The following is a 23,001-nucleotide window of genomic DNA, read 5'->3' on the forward strand; positions in this document are numbered from 1 at the left end:
AGGTAGCGAAAAGTGCAAAAAATAACCCCGGCGATGGCCGGGGTCAGAGATATGTGGGGAACGCGTTATTTTTTCCAGAAGTCATCGAAAACGGTGATCGGCGTCCGGCGCTTATGCTCGGTTTTCAGATACCAGCCTTCAATAATTCTGGCGATGCTCGCATCCAGCGTTTTACCTTCCAGATAGTCATCAATATTGTCGTAGGTCACGCCCAGCGCAGCTTCATCCGGCAGAGACGGGCGGTCGTCTTCCAGGTCGGCGGTCGGCAGTTTCTTATACAGATGCTCCGGGCAGCCCAGCAGCGCCAGCAGCTGCTTACCCTGGCGCTTATTGAGACGGAAGATAGGGTTGATATCCGTGCCGCCGTCACCGTACTTGGTAAAGAAGCCGGTAATCGCCTCAGCCGCATGGTCAGTGCCTACCACCACGCCGTGGGTCATCCCGGCAATACTGTACTGCGCTTTCATGCGTTCACGGGCTTTCTCATTGCCGCGAACAAAGTCGCTGAGCTCAATACCGGCTTCCCGCAATGCCTGCTCGCTGGCCAGTACGGCACCTTTAATATTCACCGTCAGCACCCGATCCGGCTGGATGAAGGCGATCGCATCCTGGCAATCCTGCTCATCCGCCTGGACGCCGTAAGGCAGGCGTACGGCAATAAACTGCAGCTTTTCATCGCCGGTTTCGGCACGCAGTTCATTGATCGCCTGCTGACAAAGTTTGCCTGTCAGGGTTGAATCCTGGCCGCCGCTGATTCCCAGAACCAGTGACTTAATAAAAGGGTAGGTCTGCAAGTACGACTTCAAAAAGTCCACGCTGCGGCGAATTTCACCCTCAGCATCGATCTGGGGCTTTGCGCCCAGCGCCTGAATAATTTCTTGTTGTAGCGTCATCGCGCCCTCCGGAAAGTGAATCTGTTTGGCTGCCAGTAAGGGTTAAAGCTACCTCTTTGCCGGGAAAACGACAAGGATCACAGAATTGAGTGGTGCAAAAGAAAGCAATCAATGACATAGGATTTTTTTATTAGAAAGAGCTTAAATTTGCCCCTTTTGTACCTTCGGCTTGAAAAATAACGGTATTTATTCCAGGCTTATTAACACGCAGAATAAAAGAGGACGCAATATGAACAAGAATTTATCAGGATTTCTGGGCGCAGCAGCAGTTTTGACCATGCTGGCAGGTTGTACGGCTTACGATCGTACCGCCGATCAGTTCACTCAACCGGTCGTCAAAGATGTCAAAAAAGGGATGACCCGGTCACAGGTTTTACAGATTGCCGGTAAACCCTCTTCTGAGGTCACCATGATCCACGCACGCGGAACCTGTCAGACCTATATCCTGGGTCAACGAGATGGTAAACTGGAGACCTACTTTGTTGCCCTCGACGATACCGGTCGCGTCATGAACTCCGGCTACCAGACCTGTGCGGAGTACGATACCGACCCGCGCAACAGCAAGTAATGCAACATGCTGAGATCTACGAAAGCCCGACCATTGGTCGGGTTTTTTTATGATGGCTAATGCTTATTTAATTGCGCGAATTATTTGGGGGAAATGTGAAGGTAGTCAAAACACGAGGTCAATGAGAGACAATTTTGATTAACCAGGAATTATCCAGGCCCCGCACGATGCCGTATACTCAATGCATAAACAATACTAATTGAATGATTACCTGTCTTCGCCGGCTTTCAGACAGAAGGTGCTACTGAAGCCGCCAGGTCTCACAAATTGAGGAAGCGCTCATGGAAAAGAAACACATCTATTTGTTTTGCTCGGCTGGAATGTCTACTTCACTGCTGGTCTCTAAAATGCGTGCACAGGCGGAAAAATATGAAGTGCCGGTCATCATTGAGGCCTATCCTGAGACACTTGCTGGAGAAAAAGGCCCTGAAGCCGATGTCGTATTATTAGGTCCACAAATTGCGTATATGCTTCCGGAAATTCAGCGGCTGTTGTCGAATAAGCCGGTGGAAGTTATCGACTCTGTGCTTTATGGCAAAGTCGATGGGTTAGGTGTACTAAAAGCGGCCGTTGCGGCCATTAAGAAAGCTGCTGCACAATAATTTAATTTTAAAACTCAATATCTTTTTTGTTTTCGCTGAGTCAATAGTGCGTTAAAGCATTATCTGATTTTCGGCATAGCGAAAGGTGAGAGTTTATTTTCCCGTCAAAGAGTAATTTCATACATCTATGCCGTAATGATTCGATTACGGCTTTTAAGGGTATTTGCTATGAGTAAAGTGATTGACTCGCTTGAAAAGGTACTCCTTCCTTTTGCAGTTAAAATAGGAAAGCAACCGCACATTAATGCGATTAAAAACGGCTTTATTAAATTAATGCCGCTGACCCTCGCGGGGGCCATGTTCGTATTAATCAACAACGTTTTTCTGAGCTTTGGTGAGGGGTCTTTCTTCTATTCAATGGGTATTCGCCTGGATGGCTCGACCATTGAAACGTTAAATGGCTTTAAGGCTATCGGCGGCAACGTTTATAACGGGACGTTAGGGATAATGTCGCTGATGGCGCCGTTCTTTATTGGCATGGCGCTGGCTGAAGAGCGTAAAGTCGATCCGCTGGCTGCGGGGCTGTTATCGGTCGCTGCCTTTATGACCGTTACACCTTACAGCGTGGGCGAGGCCTATGCGGTCGGCGCAAACTGGCTGGGTGGGGCAAACATTATCTCGGGCATGATTATTGGCCTGCTGGTGGCGGAAATGTTCACCTTTGTTATCCGTCGCAACTGGGTTATTACCCTGCCGGACAGCGTACCGTCCTCGGTATCACGCTCATTCTCAGCGCTGATCCCGGGCTTCCTGATCCTCTCCGTATTCGGCATTATCTCCTGGCTGTTGGCCAACCATGGCAGCAACTTCCACCAGATCATCATGGACTCCATCTCCAGACCGCTGGCGTCGATGGGCAGCGTGGTGGGCTGGGCCTACGTTATCTTTAACTCCCTGCTGTGGTTCTTCGGCGTACACGGGTCTCTGGCGCTGACCGCACTGGACAACGGCATCATGACCCCGTGGGCGCTGGAAAACATCGCGCTGTACAACCAGTACGGTTCCGTTGAAGCCGCTATCGCTGCGGGCAAAGAGTTCCACTTCTGGGCCAAGCCGATGCTCGACTCCTATATCCTGCTGGGGGGTTCCGGGGCCACGCTGGGTCTGATTATCGCCATCTTCATCGGCTCACGCCGCGCAGATCACCGCCAGGTGGCGAAACTGGCGCTGCCATCAGGCATCTTCCAGATTAACGAGCCGATTCTGTTTGGTCTGCCGATTATCATGAACCCGGTGATGTTTATCCCGTTCGTCCTGATTCAGCCGATTCTGGCGGCGATTACGCTGGCTGCTTACTCGATGGGGATTATCCCGCCGGTGACCAACCTGGCGCCGTGGACCATGCCTACCGGCCTCGGGGCGTTCTTTAACAGTAACGGGAGTATCGCCGCACTTTGCGTGGCGCTGTTCAACCTGTGTGTGTCGGTGCTGGTTTACCTGCCGTTCGTCGCGGTCTCCAATAAGGCACAGGCGGTTATTGAAGAGCAGGAAAGCGAAGAAGATATCGCTAACGCGCTGAAATTCTGATGTCGAGCGGTACGGGAGCTTTCCCGTACCGCCTGAGAAATGAGGAAATACTATGTTTGATCTGGACAATATCGAAGCGGTTGACGCACCTGAGAATGACCTCGAAGAGGTGGTGATGGGGCTGATTATCAACTCCGGACAGGCCCGTAGCCTGGCATATGCTGCACTTAAGCAGGCCAAGCAGGGAGATTTCGCCGCCGCTAAAAACATGATGGAGCAGTCGCGAATGGCGCTCAGCGAAGCGCATCGCGTGCAGACGCAGCTCATTGAAAGCGATGAAGGCGAAGGCAAAATGAAGGTCAGTCTGGTACTGGTTCATGCGCAGGATCATCTGATGACCTCAATGCTGGCGCGTGAGCTGGTTGCCGAATTGATTGAGCTGCATGAGAAGGTACAATAGGCCATCAACACGATGAGGCAGCCAAAGATGATAACCACCGAAATCAGTACCGCACGGGAACAACAGCTTTTCAACGGGAAAAATTTTCATGTGGTTATCTACAACAAAACGGAGAGCGTAAGCGGGCTTCACCAGCATGATTATTACGAGTACACCATCGTTTTAACCGGGCGCTATTATCAGGAAATCAATGGCAAACGGGTGTTGCTGGAGCGCGGGGACTTTGTCTTTATCCCGATGGGGTCGCACCACCAGAGTTTTTATGCTTTTGGCGCGACTCGCATCCTTAACGTCGGCATCAGCAAAAGTTTCTTTGAGAAACACTATCTGCCGCTGCTGCCGTTTGGTCTGGTTGCTTCGCAGGTCTACGCGGTAAAAAGTACCTTTCTCAGCTACATCGAGTCGGTTATCGCTTCGCTGAACTTTCGCGAAACTGAGTTTGACGAATTTATTGAGCTGGTCTCGTTTTATACCATTAACCGTTTACGGCATTATCGCGAGGAGCCGGTGCAGGATGTCATTCCGCAATGGCTGAAAAATACCGTCGAAGATATGCACGATAAGCTGAAGTTTGGCGAAGGCGCGCTGGAAAATATGGTCGCGCTCTCCGGGAAAACGCAGGAATATTTAACCCGGGCAACCCAACGCTATTATGGTAAAACGCCGATGCAGATTATTAATGATATTCGCATCAATTTCGCCAAGAAACAGCTGGAAATCACCAACTACTCGGTAACCGATATTGCTTACGAATCGGGGTACAGTAGCCCAAGTCTGTTTATTAAAACATTCAAGAAGCTGACCTCGTTTACGCCAAGCAATTACCGAAAACAACTGACCAGCATTAATTAACCGGAGCGGAGTGTTCCGCGCCAGGACATATTCAATTTAACTTTCCGTCTCCAGGCGGAGGGTGGGCTACGTACAATTCGTAGTGCCCCAAGGGAGAATATAATGAGCCAGAAATTAAAAATTGTCACTATCGGCGGCGGCAGCAGCTATACCCCGGAATTACTGGAAGGGTTTATCAAACGTTATCACGAACTGCCGGTAACAGAATTGTGGCTGGTTGATGTAGAAGAAGGGCAGGAGAAACTCGATATTATCCATGCGCTGTGCCAGCGTATGGTGGAAAAAGCGGGCGTGCCGATGAAAGTCTACAAAACGCTGGATCGCCGCGCCGCGCTGGAAGGGGCTCATTTCGTCACCACGCAGCTGCGGGTTGGCCAGCTGAAGGCGCGTGAAAAAGATGAACGTATTCCGCTCAGTCACGGCTATCTCGGTCAGGAGACTAACGGCGCCGGCGGTCTGTTTAAAGGTCTGCGTACCATTCCGGTGATTTTTGATATCGTGAAGGATGTACAGGAGATCTGCCCGGATGCCTGGATCATCAACTTTACCAACCCGGCGGGGATGGTTACCGAGGCGGTGTATCGCCACACCAACTTTAAGCGCTTTATCGGCGTGTGTAATATTCCGATCGGCATGAAAATGTTTATCACCGATGTGCTGCAGCTGACCCCGGAAGATGAACTGCATATCGACCTGTTTGGTCTCAATCACCTGGTGTTCGTTCGCGATGTGCTGGTGAATGGCAAATCGCGCTTCGACGAACTGCTCGATGGCGTTGCCTCCGGTACCCTGAGCGCCAACTCGGTGAAAAATATCTTCGATTTACCGTTCAGCGAAGGGCTGATCCGCTCGCTGCGCCTGATTCCGTGCTCCTATCTGCTCTACTACTTTAAACCTAAAGAGATGCTGGCCATTGAAATGGGCGAGTATTACAAAGGCGGCGCGCGCGCCCAGGTGGTGCAGAAGGTGGAAAAACAGCTGTTTGAGCTGTACAAAAATCCGGATCTGAATGTGAAGCCGAAAGAGCTGGAGCTGCGCGGCGGCGCCTATTATTCCGATGCGGCCTGCGAGGTGATTAACGCCATCTACAATGACAAGCAGGCCGAGCACTACGTTAACATTCCGCATCATGGCCATATTGATAACATCCCCGCGGACTGGGCGGTGGAAATGACCTGTACGTTGGGGCGCGAAGGGGCAACGCCGACACCGCGCATCACCCATTTTGATGAGAAAGTGCTGGGGCTGATTTATACCATCAAAGGCTTCGAAGTGGCGGCCAGCCAGGCGGCGATGAGCGGTGAGCTGGACGATGTGTTGCTGGCGCTCAATTTGAGCCCGCTGATTCACTCTGACCGCGATGCTGAGCAGCTGGCGCGCGAAATGATCCTCGCGCACGAAAAGTGGCTGCCCAACTTTGCCGCGACAATCGAGAAACTGAAAGCGTAACGGGAGAGCTGATGGAACGCGTGTTAATCGTTAATGCCGACGATTTTGGCCTGAGCAAAGGTCAGAACTACGGCATTATTGAAGCCTGTAAAAATGGCCTGGTCACCTCAACAACGGCGCTGGTTAACGGGGCGGCGATTAGCCACGCGGCCCAGCTGAGCCGCTGCGTGCCGGAGCTGGGGGTCGGGATGCATTTTGTCCTGACTCTGGGGGAACCCTTGTCGGCGATGCCGGGGCTGACCCGGGAGGGGCGCCTGGGGAAGTGGATTTGGCAAATGGCGGAAGAGGATAGCCTGCCGCTGGATGAAATCGCGCATGAGCTGGAGTGTCAGTATCGTCGGTTTATCGAGCTGTTTGGCTGCGAGCCGACGCATATCGACAGCCATCACCATGTGCATATGATCGCCCGGATTTATCCCATTGTTGCCGCATTTGCGCGCGAGAAGGGGGTGGCACTGCGTATTGACCGTCAGCTCGCTCAGCGTGACAAACTGGCGCAGGATGCTGCGCGCAGCAGCGACGGTTTTGCCAGTGAGTTCTACGGCGAGGCCATCTCGGAGGCGCTGTTTTTACAAACCCTGGATGCCTCTATCCAGCGGGGCGAATCGTCTCTGGAAGTAATGTGCCACCCGGCGTTTGTTGATAACACCATCATGGGCAGCGCCTATTGCTACCCGCGGCTGGCAGAGCTGGAGGTGCTGACCTCGGCCTCACTCAAGTATGCGGTTGCCGAACGCGGGTACCGTTTAGGGACCTACCGCGACGTTTAACGCGGGTGGAGGGGAAGCGCCCGGCTTCCCCTGATTGCGCCCGTTCACCGGACATCCGGCGAGCGGGATCCCGCGCGGTCCTTTTCTGTCAGGCCGGAATAGCCGCCGTTTTACCGGCGCGCGACCACACCCGATGCGCCGCCATCAGCGTGAACAGCGTATCCATCGCCGGAGCGTCAATGACGTCTGCCTCGACAACGCCTTCCTCCCCTTGACTGGCGACCTGCAGCAGGGCCTTAAACTGGCGTCCGTCGCCCGCCAGCACGATCGGTTTTAAATGCTTATAGGCCTCCAGTAGGTAGTAATGCAGCTCCCCGCTGTTGCTGAGAAGGGACAAGTCGCCGCCCGGGACGATGACCGCATCGACCGTCAGCGACGGCGAACCGCTAAAGGTCCCGGCGATGGGCAGCCGCGTGCCGTCATCGGCAATCACTTCCCCCATCCGTGAATAAAGCAGTCGCGCATGAACCCCTTTCGCCTTCAGGGATTGCAGCAGGGTCAGCACATCCTGCGCTACCGGGCGATCGTTGAGCAACACGGCGACGACGCGGCCCTTGATCTCCCCGCCGGGGATAGCATACAGGCTCAGGCTGGGATCCTTTTTCACCCCGTTAACGTCCGGCGGCGGCGTGATCTTGCACTGCTCGTCGCTGAGCGTGATGCCTAAATTTTTGCCAACGGCCTGCGCCAGCGGGATATCGATGTGCGCCAGCTGGTCAACCACCCGTTCGCGGATCCATACCCGGACCACTTTGCTTAACTCAAAGCTAAAGGCATCAATAATATGCTGCTGCTCAACCGGCGTCTGGCTGCGCCAGAACAGCAGCGGGTGGGCGTAATACTCGGCGAACGAGGGGCTACGCTGGCGAATTTTCTCACCGTCGACGCGCTCGGCGTACGACTCAAAACCGCCGCGCTTAGGGGCCGGTGGCGTTTCGCGCGGCCAGTTATCGTTGATCGAGTTTGGCTCGTAGTTGGCGGGGTTGGTATCAATATCCATCCGATGCATGCCGTCACGCTGGAAGTTGTGATACGGGCAGGTGGGTTTGTTAATCGGGATTTCATGGAAGTTAGGCCCGCCCAGACGGCTAATCTGCGTATCGGTATACGAGAAAAGGCGGCCCTGCAGTAACGGGTCGTTGCTGAAATCTATCCCCGGTACGATATGGCCTGGGTGAAACGCCGCCTGTTCGTTTTCGGCGAAGAAGTTATCCGGATTGCGGTTAAGCACCATTTTCCCGACCCTCTGTACCGGAACCAGCGCCTCGGGGATCAGCTTGGTGGGATCGAGCAGATCGAAGTCAAACGCCTGTTCATCCTCTTCCGGGATCAGCTGCAGACCCAGCTCATACTCCGGATAATCGCCGGCTTCTATCGCTTCCCACAGATCGCGGCGATGGAAATCCGGATCCCGACCGGTCAGCTTTTGCGACTCATCCCAGAGCAAAGAGGCTTTACCGGCCAGCGGTTTCCAGTGAAAACGGACAAAGGTGGCCTTACCGTCGGCATTGATCAGGCGGAAGGTGTGAATACCAAATCCTTCCATAGTGCGATAGCTGCGCGGTATGCCGCGGTCGGACATCGCCCACATCACGTTATGTAACGTTTCCGGCTGCAGCGAGACGTAATCCCAGAAGGTGTCATGGGCGCTTTGTCCCTGCGGGATAGCCCAGTGCGGTTCAGGCTTCACGGCATGAACGAAATCGGGGAATTTCAGCGCATCCTGGATGAAGAAGATCGGCGTGTTGTTCCCGACGAGGTCAAAAATGCCTTCATCGGTATAAAATTTGGTGGCGAAGCCGCGAATATCGCGCACCGTATCGGCCGAGCCGGCGCCGCCCTGGACGGTAGAGAAGCGTACGAATACCGGCGTTTTCCTCGCGGGATCGCAGAGAAAATCGGCTTTCGTGACGTCGCTCAGGTTGCGGTAGGGTTGAAAATAGCCGTGCGCCGCCGATCCGCGCGCATGGACGATGCGCTCCGGGATCCGCTCATGGTCAAAGTGAGTAATTTTTTCACGCAGAATAAAGTCTTCCAGCAGCGTGGGTCCCCGGTTCCCCGCGCGGAGCGAATTCTGATCGTCGGCAATACGTACCCCCTGATTGGTGGTCAGGGGGACGTTTTCGCTGTCTTTGCGCTGCTGCGCCAGCGCGTCAAGTTTGCTGCTGTGGATATCGGGCGCTTTGAGGCTTCCCGGTGCGCTGGGTTCTTCCCCAGGCGCCGTGGGATGCGGCGTCGGGCGCCATGATTGATCATCCGGAGCCAGAGCGTCCAGACCGGGCTGTGCTTCGCTGGCGTCGTGAGGCGCTTTGTGGTTTTGTGGTTTATGGTTCTTATCAGACATTGCTCGTCTCCTGTTTTCATTACTGAAAAATGGTCGTTGCGCTACCAAAACCCTTCTAACTATAGAACATCTCACCAGATGAGCCGCCTGGAGGCGTGAAAACTATCGCCCGGCGGCAGAACACACGTAAGGGGCGACGAAAGGCAGGGCAATCGGCTATGATAGCCGTTTCTGTTTCCCGCTTTGTTTAGTGAATCTATTGGTTATGAAAACACTTCGCCAACAAAACCGCCCTGTCATTAGCTACGTGCCTCGGGTGGAACCCGCCCCTCCGGAACACGCCGTCAAAATGGACGGTTTTCGCGATGTGTGGCTGTTGCGCGGCAAGTATGTCGCCTTTGTGCTGATGGGTGAACATTTCCGCCGTTCGCCAGCGTTTAGCGTCCCGGAAGCGGCGCAGCGCTGGGCCATGCAGATGCGCCAGGAAGGCGAAATTACCTCATGAAAGGGTAGCGAGAAATAAAAAAAACCGCAGATAGCTATCTGCGGTTTTTTTGTGCCCGTTAGCTTAGCGATGCGCCAGCTCGGCGTCTTCTTCGCTGTCGAGAATCGTTTTGTCGGTCTGGCGCAGCCATTGGCTGGTCAGAGTACCGGCGGTCATTGAGCCGTTCACGTTCAATGCCGTACGGCCCATGTCGATCAGCGGTTCGACGGAAATAAGCAGCGCTACCAGCGTCACCGGCAGTCCCATGGCCGGCAGGACGATCAGCGCTGCGAACGTTGCGCCGCCGCCGACCCCCGCAACCCCAGCGGAGCTTACGGTGACGATGCCGACCAGCGTGGCGATCCACAGCGGATCAAACGGGTTGATACCGACGGTCGGGGCAACCATGACGGCCAGCATCGCCGGGTAGAGACCTGCACAACCGTTTTGACCGATAGTCGCGCCAAAGGAGGCTGAGAAGCTGGCGATGGATTCCGGTACGCCCAGACGGCGGGTTTGCGCTTCGACATTCAGCGGAATCGATGCGGCGCTGGAGCGGCTGGTGAAGGCGAAGGTCAGTACCGGCCACACCTTGCGGAAGTATTTCAGCGGGCTCACGCCGTTAATGGCCAGCAGCAGACCGTGAACCACAAACATAATGCCCAGGCCAAGGTAGGAGGCAATCACGAAGCTACCGAGCTTGATGATGTCCTGCAGATTGGAACCGGCCACCACTTTGGTCATCAGCGCCAGCACGCCGTACGGCGTTAACTGCATGACCAGACGTACCAGCTTCATCACCCAGCTCTGCAGAGTGTCGATGGCGGTCAGGACGCGCTGGCCCTTTTCAACGTCATCTTTCAGCAGCTTCAGCGCCGCGACGCCGAGGAAGGCGGAGAAGATAACGATGCTGATGATCGAGGTCGGGTTCGCACCGGTCAGGTCGGCAAACGGGTTCTTCGGTACAAAAGAGAGGATCAGCTGCGGTACGCTCAGGTCGGCGACTTTACCGACATAGTTGCTCTGAATCGCATTCAGACGCGCGGTTTCCGCGCTGCCCTGCACCAGACCTTCGGCCGTCAGGCCGAACAGGTTGGTCACCAGCACGCCGACCAGCGCTGCAATCAGCGTGGTGAACAGCAGGGTACCGATGCTCAGGAAGCTGATTTTTCCCAGCTGTGAGGCATTATGCAGGCGAGCAACGGCGCTGAGAATAGAAGCGAAAACCAGCGGCATGACGATCATCTGCAGTAGCTGGACATAGCCATTACCGACGATATTGAACCATTGAATGGAGTCTTTCAGCACCTGGCTGTCGGAACCATAAATCAACTGCAGCGCCAGGCCGAACACGACGCCAATGACGAGGCCGAGCAGTACTTTTTTGGCGAGGCTCCACTGTTTGTGGCGGGTTTGCCCCAGCGCAAACAGCAAAACCGCGAACACGATAACGTTCGCTACTAATGGAAAATTCATCCCCGTTCTCCTGATAGGTTTTTATCCGGCTGGTCTGTTACCAGCTCTAATGGCGCAAGGTTAGCAGAAGAGGAATTCATTACTTATATTCAAATGGAATGGTTTATAACTATTTTGATTCTTTTGCCTGTTTATCGTCCGGTCTGGTGACTAATAAAACGATTAAAGGTGATCTGCAGTGAATTAATCATCCCCGAAGACCAGCGCACGGCGCTGTTCTCTGCGAAAGTTTGTGGCATCCATACGGCATAAACGAACAGCGCCATACACAGCGCCCGCTCCAGCTGGTTGCCTTTACGCGGCGCGAGGATCGGCAGGCGGAAGCGCCAGCGGCAGGGCCACAGCAGCGGTACCCCCGCCGGGGTGAGCATATCGGCAAGAATATGGCTGAGATAGCCCAGTACCAGCCCCTGCACGGCATCGGCGGGCACGAACCAGCTTTCCGGCACTTTCAGATAAAACAGCGTGATAGCGCCAAAAACCGCCAGCAGGCTATGGGTGAACCCGCGGTGGCCAAAGGCGCGGGCGACGGGCTTCGATATCCAGCTTAGCCGCTGCCCGAGAAAGGACTTCGGATGATCGATATCCGGCAGCAGGCAGGTCAGTACCGCTGAGGGAACAATATGCCACCAGTCACCCTGTGCCAGTACGGGGGTTAATTCCGCATTTTTCGCAAATACCGCACAGGCGATAGAAAAGAAGAGATGGCCTTCCGCCGTCATGATAAAAACCCTAAACTGTCAATTCATACAGTATAGGGTTTTTATACAGTGTGTGAAAGAGGTGACGGTGTAACTCTTTGTCACAAAACTATTAACGTGCCAGCCAGCCGCCATCAACCGCCAGCGTATATCCATTGATGTAATTCGCAGCCGACGACGCCAGGAACACGACCGGGCCCTGTAAATCATCCGGGACGCCCCAGCGCCCGGCCGGGATACGGTCGAGGATCTCTTTACTGCGATCGGCATCATCGCGTAACTGCCGGGTATTATCGGTGGCCATATACCCGGGGGCGATGGCATTGACGTTGATATTCTGCCCGGCCCATTCGTTGGCCATCAGGCGGGTTAAACCGAGCACGCCGCTTTTTGAGGCCGTATACGAGGGGACGCGAATCCCGCCCTGAAACGAGAGCATGGAGGCGATGTTAATGATCTTTCCGCCGCTGCCCTGCTGAATAAACTGCCTGGCGACCGCCTGCGATAAAAAGAACACCGACTTGAGGTTGAGATTGATGACGTCGTCCCACTCTTTTTCGCTAAAGGTGAGCGCATCGGCGCGGCGTATTGTACCGGCATTATTAACCAGAATGTCCACCCGGCCCATGGCGGAGACGGCTTGCGCGACGATGTCGGCGATAGCATCCTGGCGGCTGAGGTCAGCCTGAATGGCGGTGAATCGACGCCCGAGCGCCAGGACCTGTTCGGCCGTTTCATGTGGGATCTTGCGATTGACGCCGACGATATCGCAGCCGGCCTGGGCAAGGGCCAGGGTCATTCCCTGGCCCAACCCGGTGTCACATCCCGTCACGATGGCGACCTTACCCGTCAGGTCGAAGGTGTTAAGTACCATATGCACCTCTGTCTGCTGATTTATGCGTTTAATCACGCCGTTTTTTCAAGCATAGAGGGTGCTGAGCGGAAAAACAATTAAAAATGAAACATCGTTTTATTTTTTGTGATGGTTCAACCGCTGTGCGCCGATCGCTGGTCGGAAAGCAGGCCGCAGAGCTCGCTGGCGCTGAGTGACTCCAGCGTCGTAAGCTTCACGTCTGCCAGCACAAAACGCGGATCGTGGCGATTTTCCTCGGCCGGAACGACGATAGAGCGCATGCGGGCTGCCTTACTGGCGATCATTCCGTTGACCGAATCCTCCAGCGCGACGCAGGCCATCGGGTCCACGCCCAGACTGGCGGCGCAGTTGAGATAGACCTGAGGATGGGGCTTGCTGTACGGCAGTGATTCTGCGGAGGCAAGGGCGTCAAACTGCTCGCGCAGCTCGAACATGGTGAGGACCTTTTCCAGCATCCGCAGCGGCGAGGCCGATGCCAGGCCCACTTTCAACCCTTGTGCCTTACACAAGGCGACGGCTTCTCGTACGCCGGGTAACAGAGGGCGGGAGGCTTCAACCAGCTCAATCGCGCGGCTGATAATCCGTGCGGTGACTTCAGCGCGATCCGCGCCTTTCCATGGCTGCTGGGCAAACCACAGATCCACCACTAAATCGATGCGCAGTCCCAGCGTATCGGGCAGCTCATCGCGGCGGCTGATATCGACCCCGAGGCTTTCAATGACCTCCAGCTCCGCCTGATCCCATAGCGGCTCGGAATCAATCAGTAATCCATCCATATCGAAAATAGCGGCATGAATTTGTCGCCTGGCTGACATAAGTCCTTCTCCTGTAGCGCAAGTAGATAACGAATTGGTCCTCATGGTATATCATACCGCGCATTATTGGGCGAAATTCGCCGCTGAGGGTAGACTTAGACGGTGATTAAGGCGTCTTAAACAAGGGGAATCCATGACGTATCAACAAGCTGGACGCATTGCAGTACTTAAACGTATTTTAGGGTGGGTTATTTTTATACCCGCGGTGATTTCAACGCTAATTTCGGTACTGAAGTTTATGTACGAACACAGCGAAAAAAAACCGGGCATTGATGCGGTACTGATGGATTTTGCGCACGTCATGATTGAAATGATGCGTTTCAATACGCCGTTCCTCAACTTTTTCTGGTACAACTCGCCGCTGCCGGATTTTAAACACAGCCTGAATATTGGCTTCTGGATTATCTATATCCTGGTGTTTGTCGGCATGGCGCTGCAGGCGTCAGGCGCGCGCATGAGCCGTCAGGCCAGGTTCCTGCGTGAAGGAGTTGAAGATCAGCTGATTCTTGAACAGGCGAAGGGGCCGGAAGGGCTCAGCCGTGAGCAAATTGCGGCGCGTATCGTGGTACCTCGCCATACGATTCTGGTGCAGTACTTCCCGCTGTATATCCTGCCGGTTATCATGATTGTTCTTGGCTATGTGTTCTTCTCGCTGCTCGGATTTTTGTAAAAAATGGCCCGGCACGCCGGGCACTTTTTATTCGCCAGGTATCGCGCGCGGCTTACCCTGATTGTCGACCGCCACGTAGATAAACAGGGCTTCCGTGGCTTTATAACGTTGGCCAATCGGCTCAGACGACACTTTCTTCACCCACACTTCGATGTTGATGGTGATAGAGGTGTTGCCGCGTTTCACGCAGCGTGCGTAGCAGCACACCACGTCACCCACGGCCACCGGCCGTAAAAAGGTCATTCCGTCAACGCGCACGGTCACCACGCGACCCTGCGCAATCTCTTTGGCCATAATCGCGCCGCCGATATCCATCTGCGACATCAACCAGCCGCCAAAAATATCGCCATTGGCGTTCGTGTCCGCTGGCATGGCCAGGGTGCGTAAAACCATTTCGCCCTTCGGGGTGAGATCTGTTGTTGTCATTCTGTACTCTGTGCTGGTCAAAGAAGATCAGCGCGATGCTACTATGAAAATGGCAGGGAGAAAACAGGGGAATACGCCCGCGGCTGCGGGCGTGGGTATTCAGAAGGAGAGGGTGATGCCGGCGTAATAGGCGCGACCGGGTTCGTTATAGGTCGAAGCGCCCGCGTTTTCGCGATAAATTTGCTTATCGAACAGGTTACTGATGCCGGCATTCAGGCGAAGATCTTTCAACAGCTGGTAGTTCGCACCGATACCGACAACGGAATAGGCACCGACTTCATTCGTGGCGAGCGTGCCGGTCTCGTTGCGGATCTCCGCATACTGACGCGGTTTCTGGCGGCCGTACATCGTCCAGTTGACGTTGGCCGAAAGCTTGCTGTTGACCTGCCAGTCCAGCATGGTGTTAATCGTATATTTCGGGATCACCGACAGCGGATTACCGGTATCTTTGTTCTCCGATTTGATCATATAGGTCGCATTGGTTCGCCAGTCCAGCGTGTCAGCCACAATCGGGATGAGCAGGGTGCCTTCCAGCCCTTCGACGACCGCTTTGCCGCCGTTTTGCCATTGCAGAATATTGTTGCCGCTCGAGGTATAGCCCAGCACATCGGTACCGGAGACGATTTTGTTTTTATAATCGTTACGGAACCACGTTACCCCCGCGTTATAGCCGTTGAGGTTAAATTCAAGGCCGAGCTCTTTATTGATGCTGATTTCCGGATCGAGGTCCGGGTTGCCGAGCAGGTAGCAGCTGCCGTTGCTGATGGTGTTCGGGCAGCCGTTGCCGCGGGTCGACAGCAGATAGCCTTCGCTGGACTGGTACAGGTTTGGGGCCTTGAAGACACGTGCAATGCCGGCTTTGACTTTGAACATCTCGCCCAGCTCCTGCGCCAGGTTCAGGCTCGGGCTCCAGTTACTGCCAAATTCATTGTGGTAGTCAAAACGCAGTCCGGGGATGATATTGGTGCCCGGCATCGCCTCAATATTATCTTCCAGGTAGAGGCCGGTGAGGGTCGCGCTGTTGGTGGTGCTGCGCTGGGAGGCCTCGCCTGAGGTGCCCGGGATGGTCTCGCCGCTGACGTTGGTTGCCTGCATGGAGGCGGGATCGTTGAGTTCATCGCGGTTCCACTCCATTCCGAGGGTCAGGGTCTGGTCGGCCAGCCAGTGGAAGGGGAGATTCAGCTCGCCGGTCGAACGCCAGGATTCAAGGCGGCTGGTGGCGTACTCATCGCTGTTGATCATCCCTTCTACGCGCCCGGTAGAACCTTCCTGCAGACGAGTGTTATTGGTTTTCTCGTAATAGACTCCGGCTTTGGACTGGCCCCAGTCCCAGATTCCGTTATAGGTCAGTCCCCAGGACTGGCGATACAGACGGTTGGTTTCATGGCCATACAGCTCGCTGACCAGGCCATCGGGGCTGAGGTTACCGTTACTGTATTGGGTATCACCGGCGTAAATATTGCCCTGGCGGCTATAGGCGTAGTTAAAATCGACAATCTGCTGCGGCGTCAGTTTCCATGACAGCAGGGCGTTGATGTCCTTGTTGCGCACCCCTTCGCGACCGGCGGCGTACGAACCATTTTGCGCATGGTTGATGTCCCAGGCGTCGGCATCCGTTTTATTGATGTTACCGTACAGCCGCATGGTCAGCGCATCGCCGGCCAGCGGTCCGTTGAGGCTAAAGTTGGCGCGATTCGTCGCCCCCTCTTTGTTGTTTTCCGGCTGGTTGGTATAAAACGATAGCGAGCCATGCCAGTCGTTGGTGGGGCGTTTGGTAATGATATTGACCACGCCGCCGGCGGCACCGGATCCGTAGCGGGCTGCTGCCGGGCCGCGCAGAACTTCAATGCGTTCGACCATCTCCGGTGGCACCCAGTTGCTATCCCCGCGGGTATCACGTTCGCCGCGCCAGCTGTAGCGTACCGAGTTACGGGAGGTGACCGGTACGCCATCGATCAGGATGAGGGTGTTCTCCGGCCCCATTCCGCGAATATCGATCTGCCGGTTGTTGCCCCGGCTGCCGCTGGCGCTGTTGCCGGTTAAATTGACGCCGGGCATTTTACGAATGATTTCCGACAGGTCGTTAACCGGGGGATCCCGGGCAATATCTTCAGCGGTGATGACAGATACCCCCGGCTGCTGCTTGAGTGCTTCTTCAGCCGTGCTGTGTACCACCATAGTTTCGGTATCGCGTTCAACCTCGTCAGCAAAGGCGTCGGGCGTCAGAAAGCCTGCAAATACCAGCGCGAGGGGCGTAATGGCATAATAGTTCTGCGATCTCATTGTAAATATCCATATCAAAGCGTTAAAAATTGAGACTGCGAATATCAATGATAATTATTATCATTTCAATGTGTGCAAATGAATCTTCATCAAATCCTCACAATTGGCGCAATTTTCCCGGGTTATGGCAGAAATGGTGAATAAACGGGCGGGATTGACGTCGGCTGCAGGAGATAGCTGTCGGCGCCGCGGGGAATAAGGCGCAGAGTGGGTGGGTTATCGGGGCCAGTGTTTGTCTTCTTTCGTCTCAGACTCGGTGGACGTTTGCCGCTGATGCCAGGCCGCAGTTCCGCCAGACGGATACAGGTGAGTGCGCTTACTGAACGGTTTTCTACGCAAGACGCGGGTCAGGAAAACGGCAAATAACGCGAGTCTCAAGAGCAAGCGCTGAAAACGAGGAGAGGGGAATACGCAACGCAAAGGAGAGCGGGGGCAAAAGCGATACCCCCGGCTTGCCGTTGATTAGTGGTTATCGTCCTGCGGCATATGGCGATAGATGTACACGCCGCTCAACAGCGTGAAGACCAGCGTCAGCGCCGTCAGGCCGAAGACCTTGAAGTTGACCCAGATATTCTGCGGCAACCAGAAAGCGATATAGATATTGGCCAGACCGCAGAGAATAAAAAACAGCGCCCAGGCGAGATTCAGACGCGACCAGACCTGCTGCGGCAGGGTCAGCTCTTTGCCGAGCATGCGTTGAATCAATGGCTTTTTCATCACCCATTGGCTGAACAGCAAAGCGCCGGCAAACAGAGCGTAGATGACCGTGACCTTCCATTTTATAAACTCATCATTATGGAAGAAAATGGTCAGGCCGCCAAATACAGCAACCAGCACAAAGGTAATCAGCGCCATCTTTTCGACTTTACGATAGCGTACCCAGGTATAGATCAGCACGATAGCGGTGGCGATAATCAGCGCGGTGGTTGCGGCGTAGATATCGTAGAGCTTGTAGAAGGCGAAGAAGACTACCAGCGGTAAAAAATCCAGAAACTGCTTCATACATCGGACCCGTCGTTCAGATAGGGCCGGAAGAGTCCCGGCCCAGGTTAATTTAGTTGCGGATAAGCATATACAGGCGGAACAAATAGATCAGCAACAGTGCAGAGATCAGATTGCTGATCGTATTGATAACCACCGCGCCGACGTTCGGCGTCAGTACCGCAAAGCTGGATGCAAACAGCAGCAGTAGCGTTTTCGCCAGCAGCCAGCCAATCACCGCCGGGGCGACCAGACGCATATTGGCCCACACCAGACGCATACTGCTGCGCATGGCGTTAAAAATCCCCAGCTTATCCTGCACCAGCATGATGGGGGCAAAAGCCAGCACGATAGCGAGCAGCACGCCCGGCACCAGCACCAGCATCATCCCCATCTGCACCACAAAGGTGGTGAACAGGATCAGCAGCAGCAGCTTTGGCAGTACCGGCGCAGAAGCTCCGATAGCGCGCAGCGCGCTGACCCGCTGTCCGGCGGAGACCAGCTGAATCATCAGCAGCACGCCGCCGGCCAGAATGGCGTTACCCACCAGACCGGAGAAGGTCGATGCGGCCGAGGCGCGCAGCAGGATCTGCTGTTGCTCCGGGGTCATGTTTTGCACCAGCTCAAACAGCCCGGCGCTCCCCGCCAGATTATCCCCTTCGCTCAGAATCGAGAGCTGCTCTTCACTGGGTGAAAAAGCATGGCCAAGGACTACCGTAATTAACGCGCATAACAACGCAATCAGTAAAATGGTGACAAACTGATTACGAAAAAAATTTCCCGTGTCACGGTAGACGGTCTTCGCCGTGATAGACATGCACTCTCCTTGAGTATTGCAGGTGTTAACTAGCCGGCGATTGTACCGCAAATCCCTCGTGGGTAGCAGCCTCTGCCGTTGTCAGGCTAAGTATATCTTTGTAAAGAGGGATGAGCGGCGGCAGGCCGTAGCGGGCGCGGGCCCGGTTGCAGGCTTCGTTTACCTCGCCGCCTTCACCGGACTGGGCGAATTCGCGGCAGGGAGAGGGGCGGTGCTGATAAATTGAGCATTGCACCGATTCGCCGATTTCCCCCTTGAGGGCGGCGCAGCGGCTTTGTCGTTGGTTGGTGCCGCTCATGCAGCGCAGAAAAGGGGTTAGCGGCTCGGTAAGCTTCGTCGGCACAACGCCGCCGGCATCGTCGGCTTCCGCCCAGTAGAAAGAGACTCGAAAATACGCACAACAGGCACCGCACGTCATGCACGGGTTGATTTCACTCATGATTACACCTGATAAAAACGCATCAACACAGATTGTCGGCAGATAAATTATCCAGACGCATCGAAGGCGGCAAGGGGCGGGGAAAAATTTTTTCGCTGCCCGGAAAGTGAAAATTGATGTGAATGTGAGTTTTTTGGTATCGCCATGAAAGTAAAAATTAATCTGGATCAATAAATGTTAAATCTCACAACTTTATGTGATCGAGAACGGATCAAAGGTAACTCGTTATGGGTATATTAGCCCGCGCTGAATAACCATAATGAGGAAGTGGATATGAAAAAGTTAGCAGCGGTTGGCATTATTTTGAGTACCCTTTCCGGCAGCGTCTGGGCGCATGAAGCCGGAGAGTTTTTTATTCGTGCGGGTTCGGCCACCGTTCGACCGACGGAAGGTTCTGATAACGTGTTAGGCAGTCTGGGCGGGTTTAACGTCAGTAATAACACGCAGCTGGGCTTGACCTTCACCTATATGGCGACGGACAACATCGGCGTTGAACTACTGGCGGCCACGCCATTCCGTCACAAGGTTGGCACTGGCCCGACCGGGACCATCGCCACCGTGAATCAGCTGCCGCCAACGCTGATGGCGCAATGGTATTTCGGCGATGCCCAGAGCAAAGTACGCCCGTATATCGGTGCAGGTATTAACTACACCACCTTCTTTAATGCCGACTTTAATGACACCGGTAAAAATGCCGGGTTGAGCGATCTGAGTCTTAAAGACTCCTGGGGAGCGGCAGGTCAGGTGGGGCTGGATTACCTGATTAACCGCGACTGGTTGCTGAACATGTCGGTGTGGTACATGGATATCGACACCGATGTGAAATTTAAAGCCGGCGGCGTGGACCAGAAAGTCAGTACTCGCATCGATCCGTGGGTGTTTATGTTCTCTGCCGGCTACCGGTTCTGAGTTCTTCTGCAAACCCCTTCTAAAAAACTGGTCATTATATGACCAGTTTTTTATTTCCTCCGGACCCTCTCAGTTATCCCCTGTGACGTTATGCCGCTTCGCACAAGCGAGCCCCCTGATGATGGTCAGTTATTTTGTCTAATAATCGCTTATGAATTGCCTGTCCGGGGAATTTTGCCGCGAGGGATGCAAGGAGAGCAAAGATACAGCTTTGCATGACTGTTGAGTGTGATGGTAACGGGTTGTACTTAGGTGACGGACGGTACCATGCAAACAACAGATAAATACGGAAAAGAGGCGAGAATCGAGCGGATAAAGGCGGCTATTAATCCGCGGGGTTATGGTCAGTCAGCCTGTTCCTCTTCTTGATACTCAGCGCGAAGAAGAGGAACAAGATGAACAGGATTAGCTCAGCAGGACGATCCCGCTGTGGATAGCCAGATAGAGACCCATCGCGGCAATCAGCAGGCTTGAAAAATAGGGGGCTCTGCGGGCAAGGGTATGAAAACCGTCCCAGCGTCTGGCGACCTGACGGACGCCGATTGCGGCCCCCACGCCCACCGTCACCAGCGTCAGGGCAAGTCCAATACTAAAACTCACCACCAGCGTTGCGCCCAGCGCCAGAGCTTTGATCTGGATACAAATCAACATTACCGTAATGGCCGCAGGACAGGGGATTAACCCGCCGGTCAGGCCAAAGAGTAAAATCTGCCCGTTGGTGACCTCTTTATTGGTGAACCGTTTTTCTATGTCGTGCGCGTGGGCCAACTCATGCGCATCCCGGTACGCTGTGGAATCGACATCCAGCCCTTCAAGTTCCGTATGATCGTGCGTATGTTCATGCTCGCAAAATTCCAGGTCGTAATCATGGACATGGCCGCGATGTCCCAGCGACAGGCGAACGCGAAAATCATGTGGTTCCGGAATGGAGGATGTTGACTGCAGATAGCTACCGCAATCGACAAAAGCAAATGACTGCGTACCAGCGGGCGATTCTCGCTGCGTCACTAACGAAACAGTCCCGGCATCCCATTCTCTTCCGCTGAGCGTACGTATACGCCAGTGCGGCGGCTGACCCTCTTCAAAAATGGACAGTTCCACTTCGCCATGACCGGTATCGATCAGTCTTGATTCATCATGATGGTGCCGCTCGCTTTCCTGCTGGCTGGTCAGCCAGTTTTTTTCTCCCTTCCAGGTTCGGCAGAACATCCAGACGGCGGTACCGAGAATGATGATGGCAGAAACCAACTGCAGCCACGGCTCAGCCGATTCGGCGGTAAAGCGGTTACTGATATACATTCCGCCAAAAGCAATCAGCCAGACGATGGCGGTGTGTGAAAGAGTGGCCGCGAGTCCGAGCATGGCAGCCTGTCTGGCCGTGCCTTTTATGGCAATGATGAAGGCCGCCATCATCGTTTTTGAATGTCCTGGCTCCAGCCCATGAAGTGCGCCGAGAAGCACCGCGCCTGGAATGAAGAACCAGGCGTTTCCTTGCTGAAGTAGTGTTGTAAAGTCGGTCATGAGTCGAATTCTGGGTCGTGGAAGGTGTCTGGATTCTACTCCCCCCCAGTACTAAATACTACCCCCCAGTAGAATCGTAATGGTAGAATCAGCCACGACTTTTCCATGGGAGATTGCAGCATGTCGCATACCATCCGCGATCAAAAAAAGCTTAAAGCCCGCACCAACAAGATTCAGGGGCAGGTCATTGCGCTGAAAAAAATGCTCGATGAACCACATGAATGTGCCGCCGTGCTTCAACAGATCGCCGCAATACGCGGGGCGGTCAATGGATTAATGCGTGAGGTCATTAAAGGCCATCTGGTCGAGCACATTGTTCATGAAGGGGACGAGGCGAAGCGAGAAGAAGATCTGGACGTGGTGCTCAAGGTCCTCGACTCCTATATCAAGTAAGCAGCCGGTCGTGAATGATAAGACTGGCTCCATGCCCTGAAACGGGAGTCAGGGATGCCGGGATGGTTGTACGTCGTCCATTGAACGGATCACCACGGCACGGTTCTTCCCTGATAATCCAGGTACTCCAGACCAGGTCTCTGCTGTTTCGCCAGCAGCACGTTAACCAGATGAGGAATCGTCTCTTCGATACTCAGCGGCGCGTCATCGCCACCCAGCGCGGTACGAATCCACCCCGGCGCCATCACCACCAGCGGACGTGATGTCGAGCGGGCGGCAAAACTGCGCATAAACATATTCAGCGCTGCTTTACTGCCGCGGTAGAGCTCGCGCTGGCCGCGGAGATTATTGGTCAGGCTGCCCTGGCCTGAGGACATCGCCCCCAGCAGGCCCTGCGGCGTCACATGGTGCTGAAGGCGTTCAAGTACCCGCATTGGCGCAAGGGCATTCGTCAGCATTACCGCAATAAACTCCGCGGTGGAGACTTCGCCAATGGTCTGCGTCGGATCGCGATTGGTGGTACCCGCATTAACAAACAGCATATCCAGGCGGTCAGCGGAGAGCTTTGTATCCAGCGCGGTCAACTGGTCATTGTCACACATATCCAGCGTTTCCAGACGTACCCGATCGGGGTTTTCCTGCGCGAGTTGATGCAGCGGGGTGGTGGGTTGAATATCGCGTACGGTGCCGATCACATTCCAGCCATGGCGCAGAAATTCAGCGGCCATCGCATGGCCGAGACCGCGTGAAGCGCCGACAATCAGGACGGTAGGGCGAACGATCGTGGTCATAATAAAACTCCCTGAGCAAAGCGTGAGTCCATGACTATAGTCATAGGACATATCAGGCGGAAGGCGCAGCATTTTC

At 54.5% G+C, this 23,001-nt stretch carries 24 protein-coding genes; 11 read left to right on the forward strand and 13 right to left on the reverse strand.

What is annotated here, in order from left to right:
- Nucleotides 1–65: 65 nt before the first annotated feature.
- On the reverse strand, nucleotides 66–893 hold the full coding sequence (gene nadE / locus BV390_RS17220) for an ammonia-dependent NAD(+) synthetase (RefSeq protein WP_004860911.1): 828 nt from the start codon (nucleotides 891–893) through the stop codon (nucleotides 66–68).
- Between the two features lie 229 nt (nucleotides 894–1,122).
- Here nadE and osmE point away from each other — a divergent pair, with 229 nt between their 5' ends.
- The 7 genes from osmE to chbG all read left to right on the forward strand — a co-directional run bounded on the left by osmE (nucleotide 1,123) and on the right by chbG (nucleotide 7,061).
- Nucleotides 1,123–1,461: an osmotically-inducible lipoprotein OsmE gene (gene osmE / locus BV390_RS17225; protein WP_032688164.1), complete on the forward strand. Its 339-nt coding sequence runs from the start codon at nucleotides 1,123–1,125 to the stop codon at nucleotides 1,459–1,461.
- Between the two features lie 281 nt (nucleotides 1,462–1,742).
- On the forward strand, nucleotides 1,743–2,063 hold the full coding sequence (gene chbB, locus BV390_RS17230; RefSeq protein WP_032688160.1) for a PTS N,N'-diacetylchitobiose transporter subunit IIB: 321 nt from the start codon (nucleotides 1,743–1,745) through the stop codon (nucleotides 2,061–2,063).
- Nucleotides 2,064–2,231: 168 nt separating this feature from the next.
- The gene (gene chbC, locus BV390_RS17235) at nucleotides 2,232–3,590 is read left to right on the forward strand and encodes a PTS N,N'-diacetylchitobiose transporter subunit IIC (protein ID WP_032688158.1); all 1,359 of its coding nucleotides are present in this window, start codon (nucleotides 2,232–2,234) and stop codon (nucleotides 3,588–3,590) included.
- A 52-nt stretch (nucleotides 3,591–3,642) separates the two neighbouring features.
- A complete protein-coding gene (chbA, locus tag BV390_RS17240; protein ID WP_004860922.1) occupies nucleotides 3,643–3,990 on the forward strand; it encodes a PTS N,N'-diacetylchitobiose transporter subunit IIA in 348 nt (115 codons plus the stop codon).
- Between the two features lie 27 nt (nucleotides 3,991–4,017).
- Entirely contained in the window at nucleotides 4,018–4,842 is an 825-nt protein-coding gene (gene chbR, locus BV390_RS17245) for a transcriptional regulator ChbR (protein ID WP_004860924.1), read from the forward strand.
- Between the two features lie 102 nt (nucleotides 4,843–4,944).
- On the forward strand, nucleotides 4,945–6,291 hold the full coding sequence (locus BV390_RS17250) for a 6-phospho-beta-glucosidase (RefSeq protein ID WP_032695855.1): 1,347 nt from the start codon (nucleotides 4,945–4,947) through the stop codon (nucleotides 6,289–6,291).
- Nucleotides 6,292–6,302: 11 nt separating this feature from the next.
- Nucleotides 6,303–7,061 (forward strand): chitin disaccharide deacetylase, encoded by a 759-nt coding sequence (chbG, locus tag BV390_RS17255; protein ID WP_032688153.1) that lies wholly within the window; start codon nucleotides 6,303–6,305, stop codon nucleotides 7,059–7,061.
- Between the two features lie 88 nt (nucleotides 7,062–7,149).
- Here chbG and katE read toward each other — a convergent pair whose 3' ends face one another.
- Nucleotides 7,150–9,405, reverse strand: coding sequence for a catalase HPII (gene katE, locus BV390_RS17260; protein ID WP_064793091.1), 2,256 nt, complete (start codon nucleotides 9,403–9,405; stop codon nucleotides 7,150–7,152).
- A 205-nt stretch (nucleotides 9,406–9,610) separates the two neighbouring features.
- Between katE and cedA the strand changes: the two genes are divergently transcribed.
- Nucleotides 9,611–9,850: a cell division activator CedA gene (gene cedA, locus BV390_RS17265; RefSeq protein WP_004860939.1), complete on the forward strand. Its 240-nt coding sequence runs from the start codon at nucleotides 9,611–9,613 to the stop codon at nucleotides 9,848–9,850.
- A 63-nt stretch (nucleotides 9,851–9,913) separates the two neighbouring features.
- On the opposite strand, the gene BV390_RS17270 is transcribed toward cedA, so the two are convergent.
- From BV390_RS17270 to hxpB, 4 genes are all read right to left on the reverse strand, one after another.
- The gene (locus tag BV390_RS17270; protein ID WP_032688150.1) at nucleotides 9,914–11,305 is read right to left on the reverse strand and encodes an L-cystine transporter; all 1,392 of its coding nucleotides are present in this window, start codon (nucleotides 11,303–11,305) and stop codon (nucleotides 9,914–9,916) included.
- 131 nt (nucleotides 11,306–11,436) lie between these two features.
- Nucleotides 11,437–12,027 (reverse strand): metal-dependent hydrolase, encoded by a 591-nt coding sequence (locus BV390_RS17275; RefSeq protein ID WP_004860944.1) that lies wholly within the window; start codon nucleotides 12,025–12,027, stop codon nucleotides 11,437–11,439.
- A gap of 91 nt (nucleotides 12,028–12,118) precedes the next feature.
- Entirely contained in the window at nucleotides 12,119–12,880 is a 762-nt protein-coding gene (kduD, locus tag BV390_RS17280) for a 2-dehydro-3-deoxy-D-gluconate 5-dehydrogenase KduD (protein ID WP_032688149.1), read from the reverse strand.
- A gap of 113 nt (nucleotides 12,881–12,993) precedes the next feature.
- Nucleotides 12,994–13,695 carry a hexitol phosphatase HxpB gene (hxpB, locus tag BV390_RS17285; RefSeq protein ID WP_032688148.1) on the reverse strand — a complete coding sequence of 234 codons (702 nt, stop codon included), beginning with the start codon at nucleotides 13,693–13,695 and terminating at the stop codon, nucleotides 12,994–12,996.
- A gap of 133 nt (nucleotides 13,696–13,828) precedes the next feature.
- Between hxpB and BV390_RS17290 the strand changes: the two genes are divergently transcribed.
- Nucleotides 13,829–14,365, forward strand: a complete 537-nt coding sequence (locus tag BV390_RS17290; RefSeq protein ID WP_032695857.1) for a YniB family protein — start codon at nucleotides 13,829–13,831, stop codon at nucleotides 14,363–14,365.
- Nucleotides 14,366–14,392: 27 nt separating this feature from the next.
- On the opposite strand, the gene yciA is transcribed toward BV390_RS17290, so the two are convergent.
- The 5 genes from yciA to BV390_RS17315 all read right to left on the reverse strand — a co-directional run bounded on the left by yciA (nucleotide 14,393) and on the right by BV390_RS17315 (nucleotide 19,311).
- Complete coding sequence (gene yciA, locus BV390_RS17295; RefSeq protein WP_004860955.1) at nucleotides 14,393–14,791, reverse strand: acyl-CoA thioester hydrolase YciA; 399 nt, start codon at nucleotides 14,789–14,791, stop codon at nucleotides 14,393–14,395.
- A gap of 99 nt (nucleotides 14,792–14,890) precedes the next feature.
- Complete coding sequence (locus tag BV390_RS17300; protein ID WP_085397139.1) at nucleotides 14,891–17,074, reverse strand: TonB-dependent siderophore receptor; 2,184 nt, start codon at nucleotides 17,072–17,074, stop codon at nucleotides 14,891–14,893.
- 462 nt (nucleotides 17,075–17,536) lie between these two features.
- A complete protein-coding gene (locus BV390_RS17305; protein ID WP_004860967.1) occupies nucleotides 17,537–18,076 on the reverse strand; it encodes a septation protein A in 540 nt (179 codons plus the stop codon).
- 52 nt (nucleotides 18,077–18,128) lie between these two features.
- A complete protein-coding gene (locus BV390_RS17310; RefSeq protein WP_032700199.1) occupies nucleotides 18,129–18,872 on the reverse strand; it encodes a YciC family protein in 744 nt (247 codons plus the stop codon).
- Between the two features lie 25 nt (nucleotides 18,873–18,897).
- Nucleotides 18,898–19,311 carry a YkgJ family cysteine cluster protein gene (locus BV390_RS17315; RefSeq protein WP_085397140.1) on the reverse strand — a complete coding sequence of 138 codons (414 nt, stop codon included), beginning with the start codon at nucleotides 19,309–19,311 and terminating at the stop codon, nucleotides 18,898–18,900.
- A 273-nt stretch (nucleotides 19,312–19,584) separates the two neighbouring features.
- Here BV390_RS17315 and ompW point away from each other — a divergent pair, with 273 nt between their 5' ends.
- The gene (gene ompW, locus BV390_RS17320) at nucleotides 19,585–20,220 is read left to right on the forward strand and encodes an outer membrane protein OmpW (protein ID WP_032695859.1); all 636 of its coding nucleotides are present in this window, start codon (nucleotides 19,585–19,587) and stop codon (nucleotides 20,218–20,220) included.
- 405 nt (nucleotides 20,221–20,625) lie between these two features.
- On the opposite strand, the gene BV390_RS17325 is transcribed toward ompW, so the two are convergent.
- Nucleotides 20,626–21,741, reverse strand: coding sequence for a nickel/cobalt efflux protein RcnA (locus BV390_RS17325; protein WP_064385019.1), 1,116 nt, complete (start codon nucleotides 21,739–21,741; stop codon nucleotides 20,626–20,628).
- Nucleotides 21,742–21,861: 120 nt separating this feature from the next.
- On the opposite strand from BV390_RS17325, the gene rcnR reads away from it, so the two are divergent.
- The gene (rcnR, locus tag BV390_RS17330) at nucleotides 21,862–22,134 is read left to right on the forward strand and encodes a Ni(II)/Co(II)-binding transcriptional repressor RcnR (protein WP_064793093.1); all 273 of its coding nucleotides are present in this window, start codon (nucleotides 21,862–21,864) and stop codon (nucleotides 22,132–22,134) included.
- 89 nt (nucleotides 22,135–22,223) lie between these two features.
- On the opposite strand, the gene BV390_RS17335 is transcribed toward rcnR, so the two are convergent.
- Entirely contained in the window at nucleotides 22,224–22,925 is a 702-nt protein-coding gene (locus BV390_RS17335) for an SDR family NAD(P)-dependent oxidoreductase (RefSeq protein ID WP_032700195.1), read from the reverse strand.
- Between the last annotated feature and the right edge of the window lie 76 nt (nucleotides 22,926–23,001).

Origin of the sequence: Klebsiella sp. YJ (genome assembly GCF_002108615.1) — a bacterium.
GTDB classification, from domain to species: domain Bacteria; phylum Pseudomonadota; class Gammaproteobacteria; order Enterobacterales; family Enterobacteriaceae; genus Klebsiella; species Klebsiella planticola.

Excerpts from the sequence above, each read along its gene's own strand:
- BV390_RS17270 (WP_032688150.1), bottom strand. The coding sequence starts at position 11,305 with ATGAATTTTCCATTAGTAGCGAACGTTATCGTGTTCGCGGTTTTGCTG.
- BV390_RS17250 (WP_032695855.1), top strand. The coding sequence starts at position 4,945 with ATGAGCCAGAAATTAAAAATTGTCACTATCGGCGGCGGCAGCAGCTAT.
- BV390_RS17335 (WP_032700195.1), bottom strand. The coding sequence starts at position 22,925 with ATGACCACGATCGTTCGCCCTACCGTCCTGATTGTCGGCGCTTCACGC.
- osmE (WP_032688164.1), top strand. The coding sequence starts at position 1,123 with ATGAACAAGAATTTATCAGGATTTCTGGGCGCAGCAGCAGTTTTGACC.
- BV390_RS17290 (WP_032695857.1), top strand. The coding sequence starts at position 13,829 with ATGACGTATCAACAAGCTGGACGCATTGCAGTACTTAAACGTATTTTA.
- BV390_RS17315 (WP_085397140.1), bottom strand. The coding sequence starts at position 19,311 with ATGAGTGAAATCAACCCGTGCATGACGTGCGGTGCCTGTTGTGCGTAT.
- BV390_RS17325 (WP_064385019.1), bottom strand. The coding sequence starts at position 21,741 with ATGACCGACTTTACAACACTACTTCAGCAAGGAAACGCCTGGTTCTTC.
- BV390_RS17275 (WP_004860944.1), bottom strand. The coding sequence starts at position 12,027 with ATGACGGCGGAAGGCCATCTCTTCTTTTCTATCGCCTGTGCGGTATTT.
- chbG (WP_032688153.1), top strand. The coding sequence starts at position 6,303 with ATGGAACGCGTGTTAATCGTTAATGCCGACGATTTTGGCCTGAGCAAA.
- chbB (WP_032688160.1), top strand. The coding sequence starts at position 1,743 with ATGGAAAAGAAACACATCTATTTGTTTTGCTCGGCTGGAATGTCTACT.
- BV390_RS17310 (WP_032700199.1), bottom strand. The coding sequence starts at position 18,872 with ATGTCTATCACGGCGAAGACCGTCTACCGTGACACGGGAAATTTTTTT.
- katE (WP_064793091.1), bottom strand. The coding sequence starts at position 9,405 with ATGTCTGATAAGAACCATAAACCACAAAACCACAAAGCGCCTCACGAC.
- ompW (WP_032695859.1), top strand. The coding sequence starts at position 19,585 with ATGAAAAAGTTAGCAGCGGTTGGCATTATTTTGAGTACCCTTTCCGGC.
- chbC (WP_032688158.1), top strand. The coding sequence starts at position 2,232 with ATGAGTAAAGTGATTGACTCGCTTGAAAAGGTACTCCTTCCTTTTGCA.
- nadE (WP_004860911.1), bottom strand. The coding sequence starts at position 893 with ATGACGCTACAACAAGAAATTATTCAGGCGCTGGGCGCAAAGCCCCAG.
- cedA (WP_004860939.1), top strand. The coding sequence starts at position 9,611 with ATGAAAACACTTCGCCAACAAAACCGCCCTGTCATTAGCTACGTGCCT.
- kduD (WP_032688149.1), bottom strand. The coding sequence starts at position 12,880 with ATGGTACTTAACACCTTCGACCTGACGGGTAAGGTCGCCATCGTGACG.
- hxpB (WP_032688148.1), bottom strand. The coding sequence starts at position 13,695 with ATGTCAGCCAGGCGACAAATTCATGCCGCTATTTTCGATATGGATGGA.
- BV390_RS17300 (WP_085397139.1), bottom strand. The coding sequence starts at position 17,074 with ATGAGATCGCAGAACTATTATGCCATTACGCCCCTCGCGCTGGTATTT.
- chbR (WP_004860924.1), top strand. The coding sequence starts at position 4,018 with ATGATAACCACCGAAATCAGTACCGCACGGGAACAACAGCTTTTCAAC.
- BV390_RS17305 (WP_004860967.1), bottom strand. The coding sequence starts at position 18,076 with ATGAAGCAGTTTCTGGATTTTTTACCGCTGGTAGTCTTCTTCGCCTTC.
- chbA (WP_004860922.1), top strand. The coding sequence starts at position 3,643 with ATGTTTGATCTGGACAATATCGAAGCGGTTGACGCACCTGAGAATGAC.
- yciA (WP_004860955.1), bottom strand. The coding sequence starts at position 14,791 with ATGACAACAACAGATCTCACCCCGAAGGGCGAAATGGTTTTACGCACC.
- rcnR (WP_064793093.1), top strand. The coding sequence starts at position 21,862 with ATGTCGCATACCATCCGCGATCAAAAAAAGCTTAAAGCCCGCACCAAC.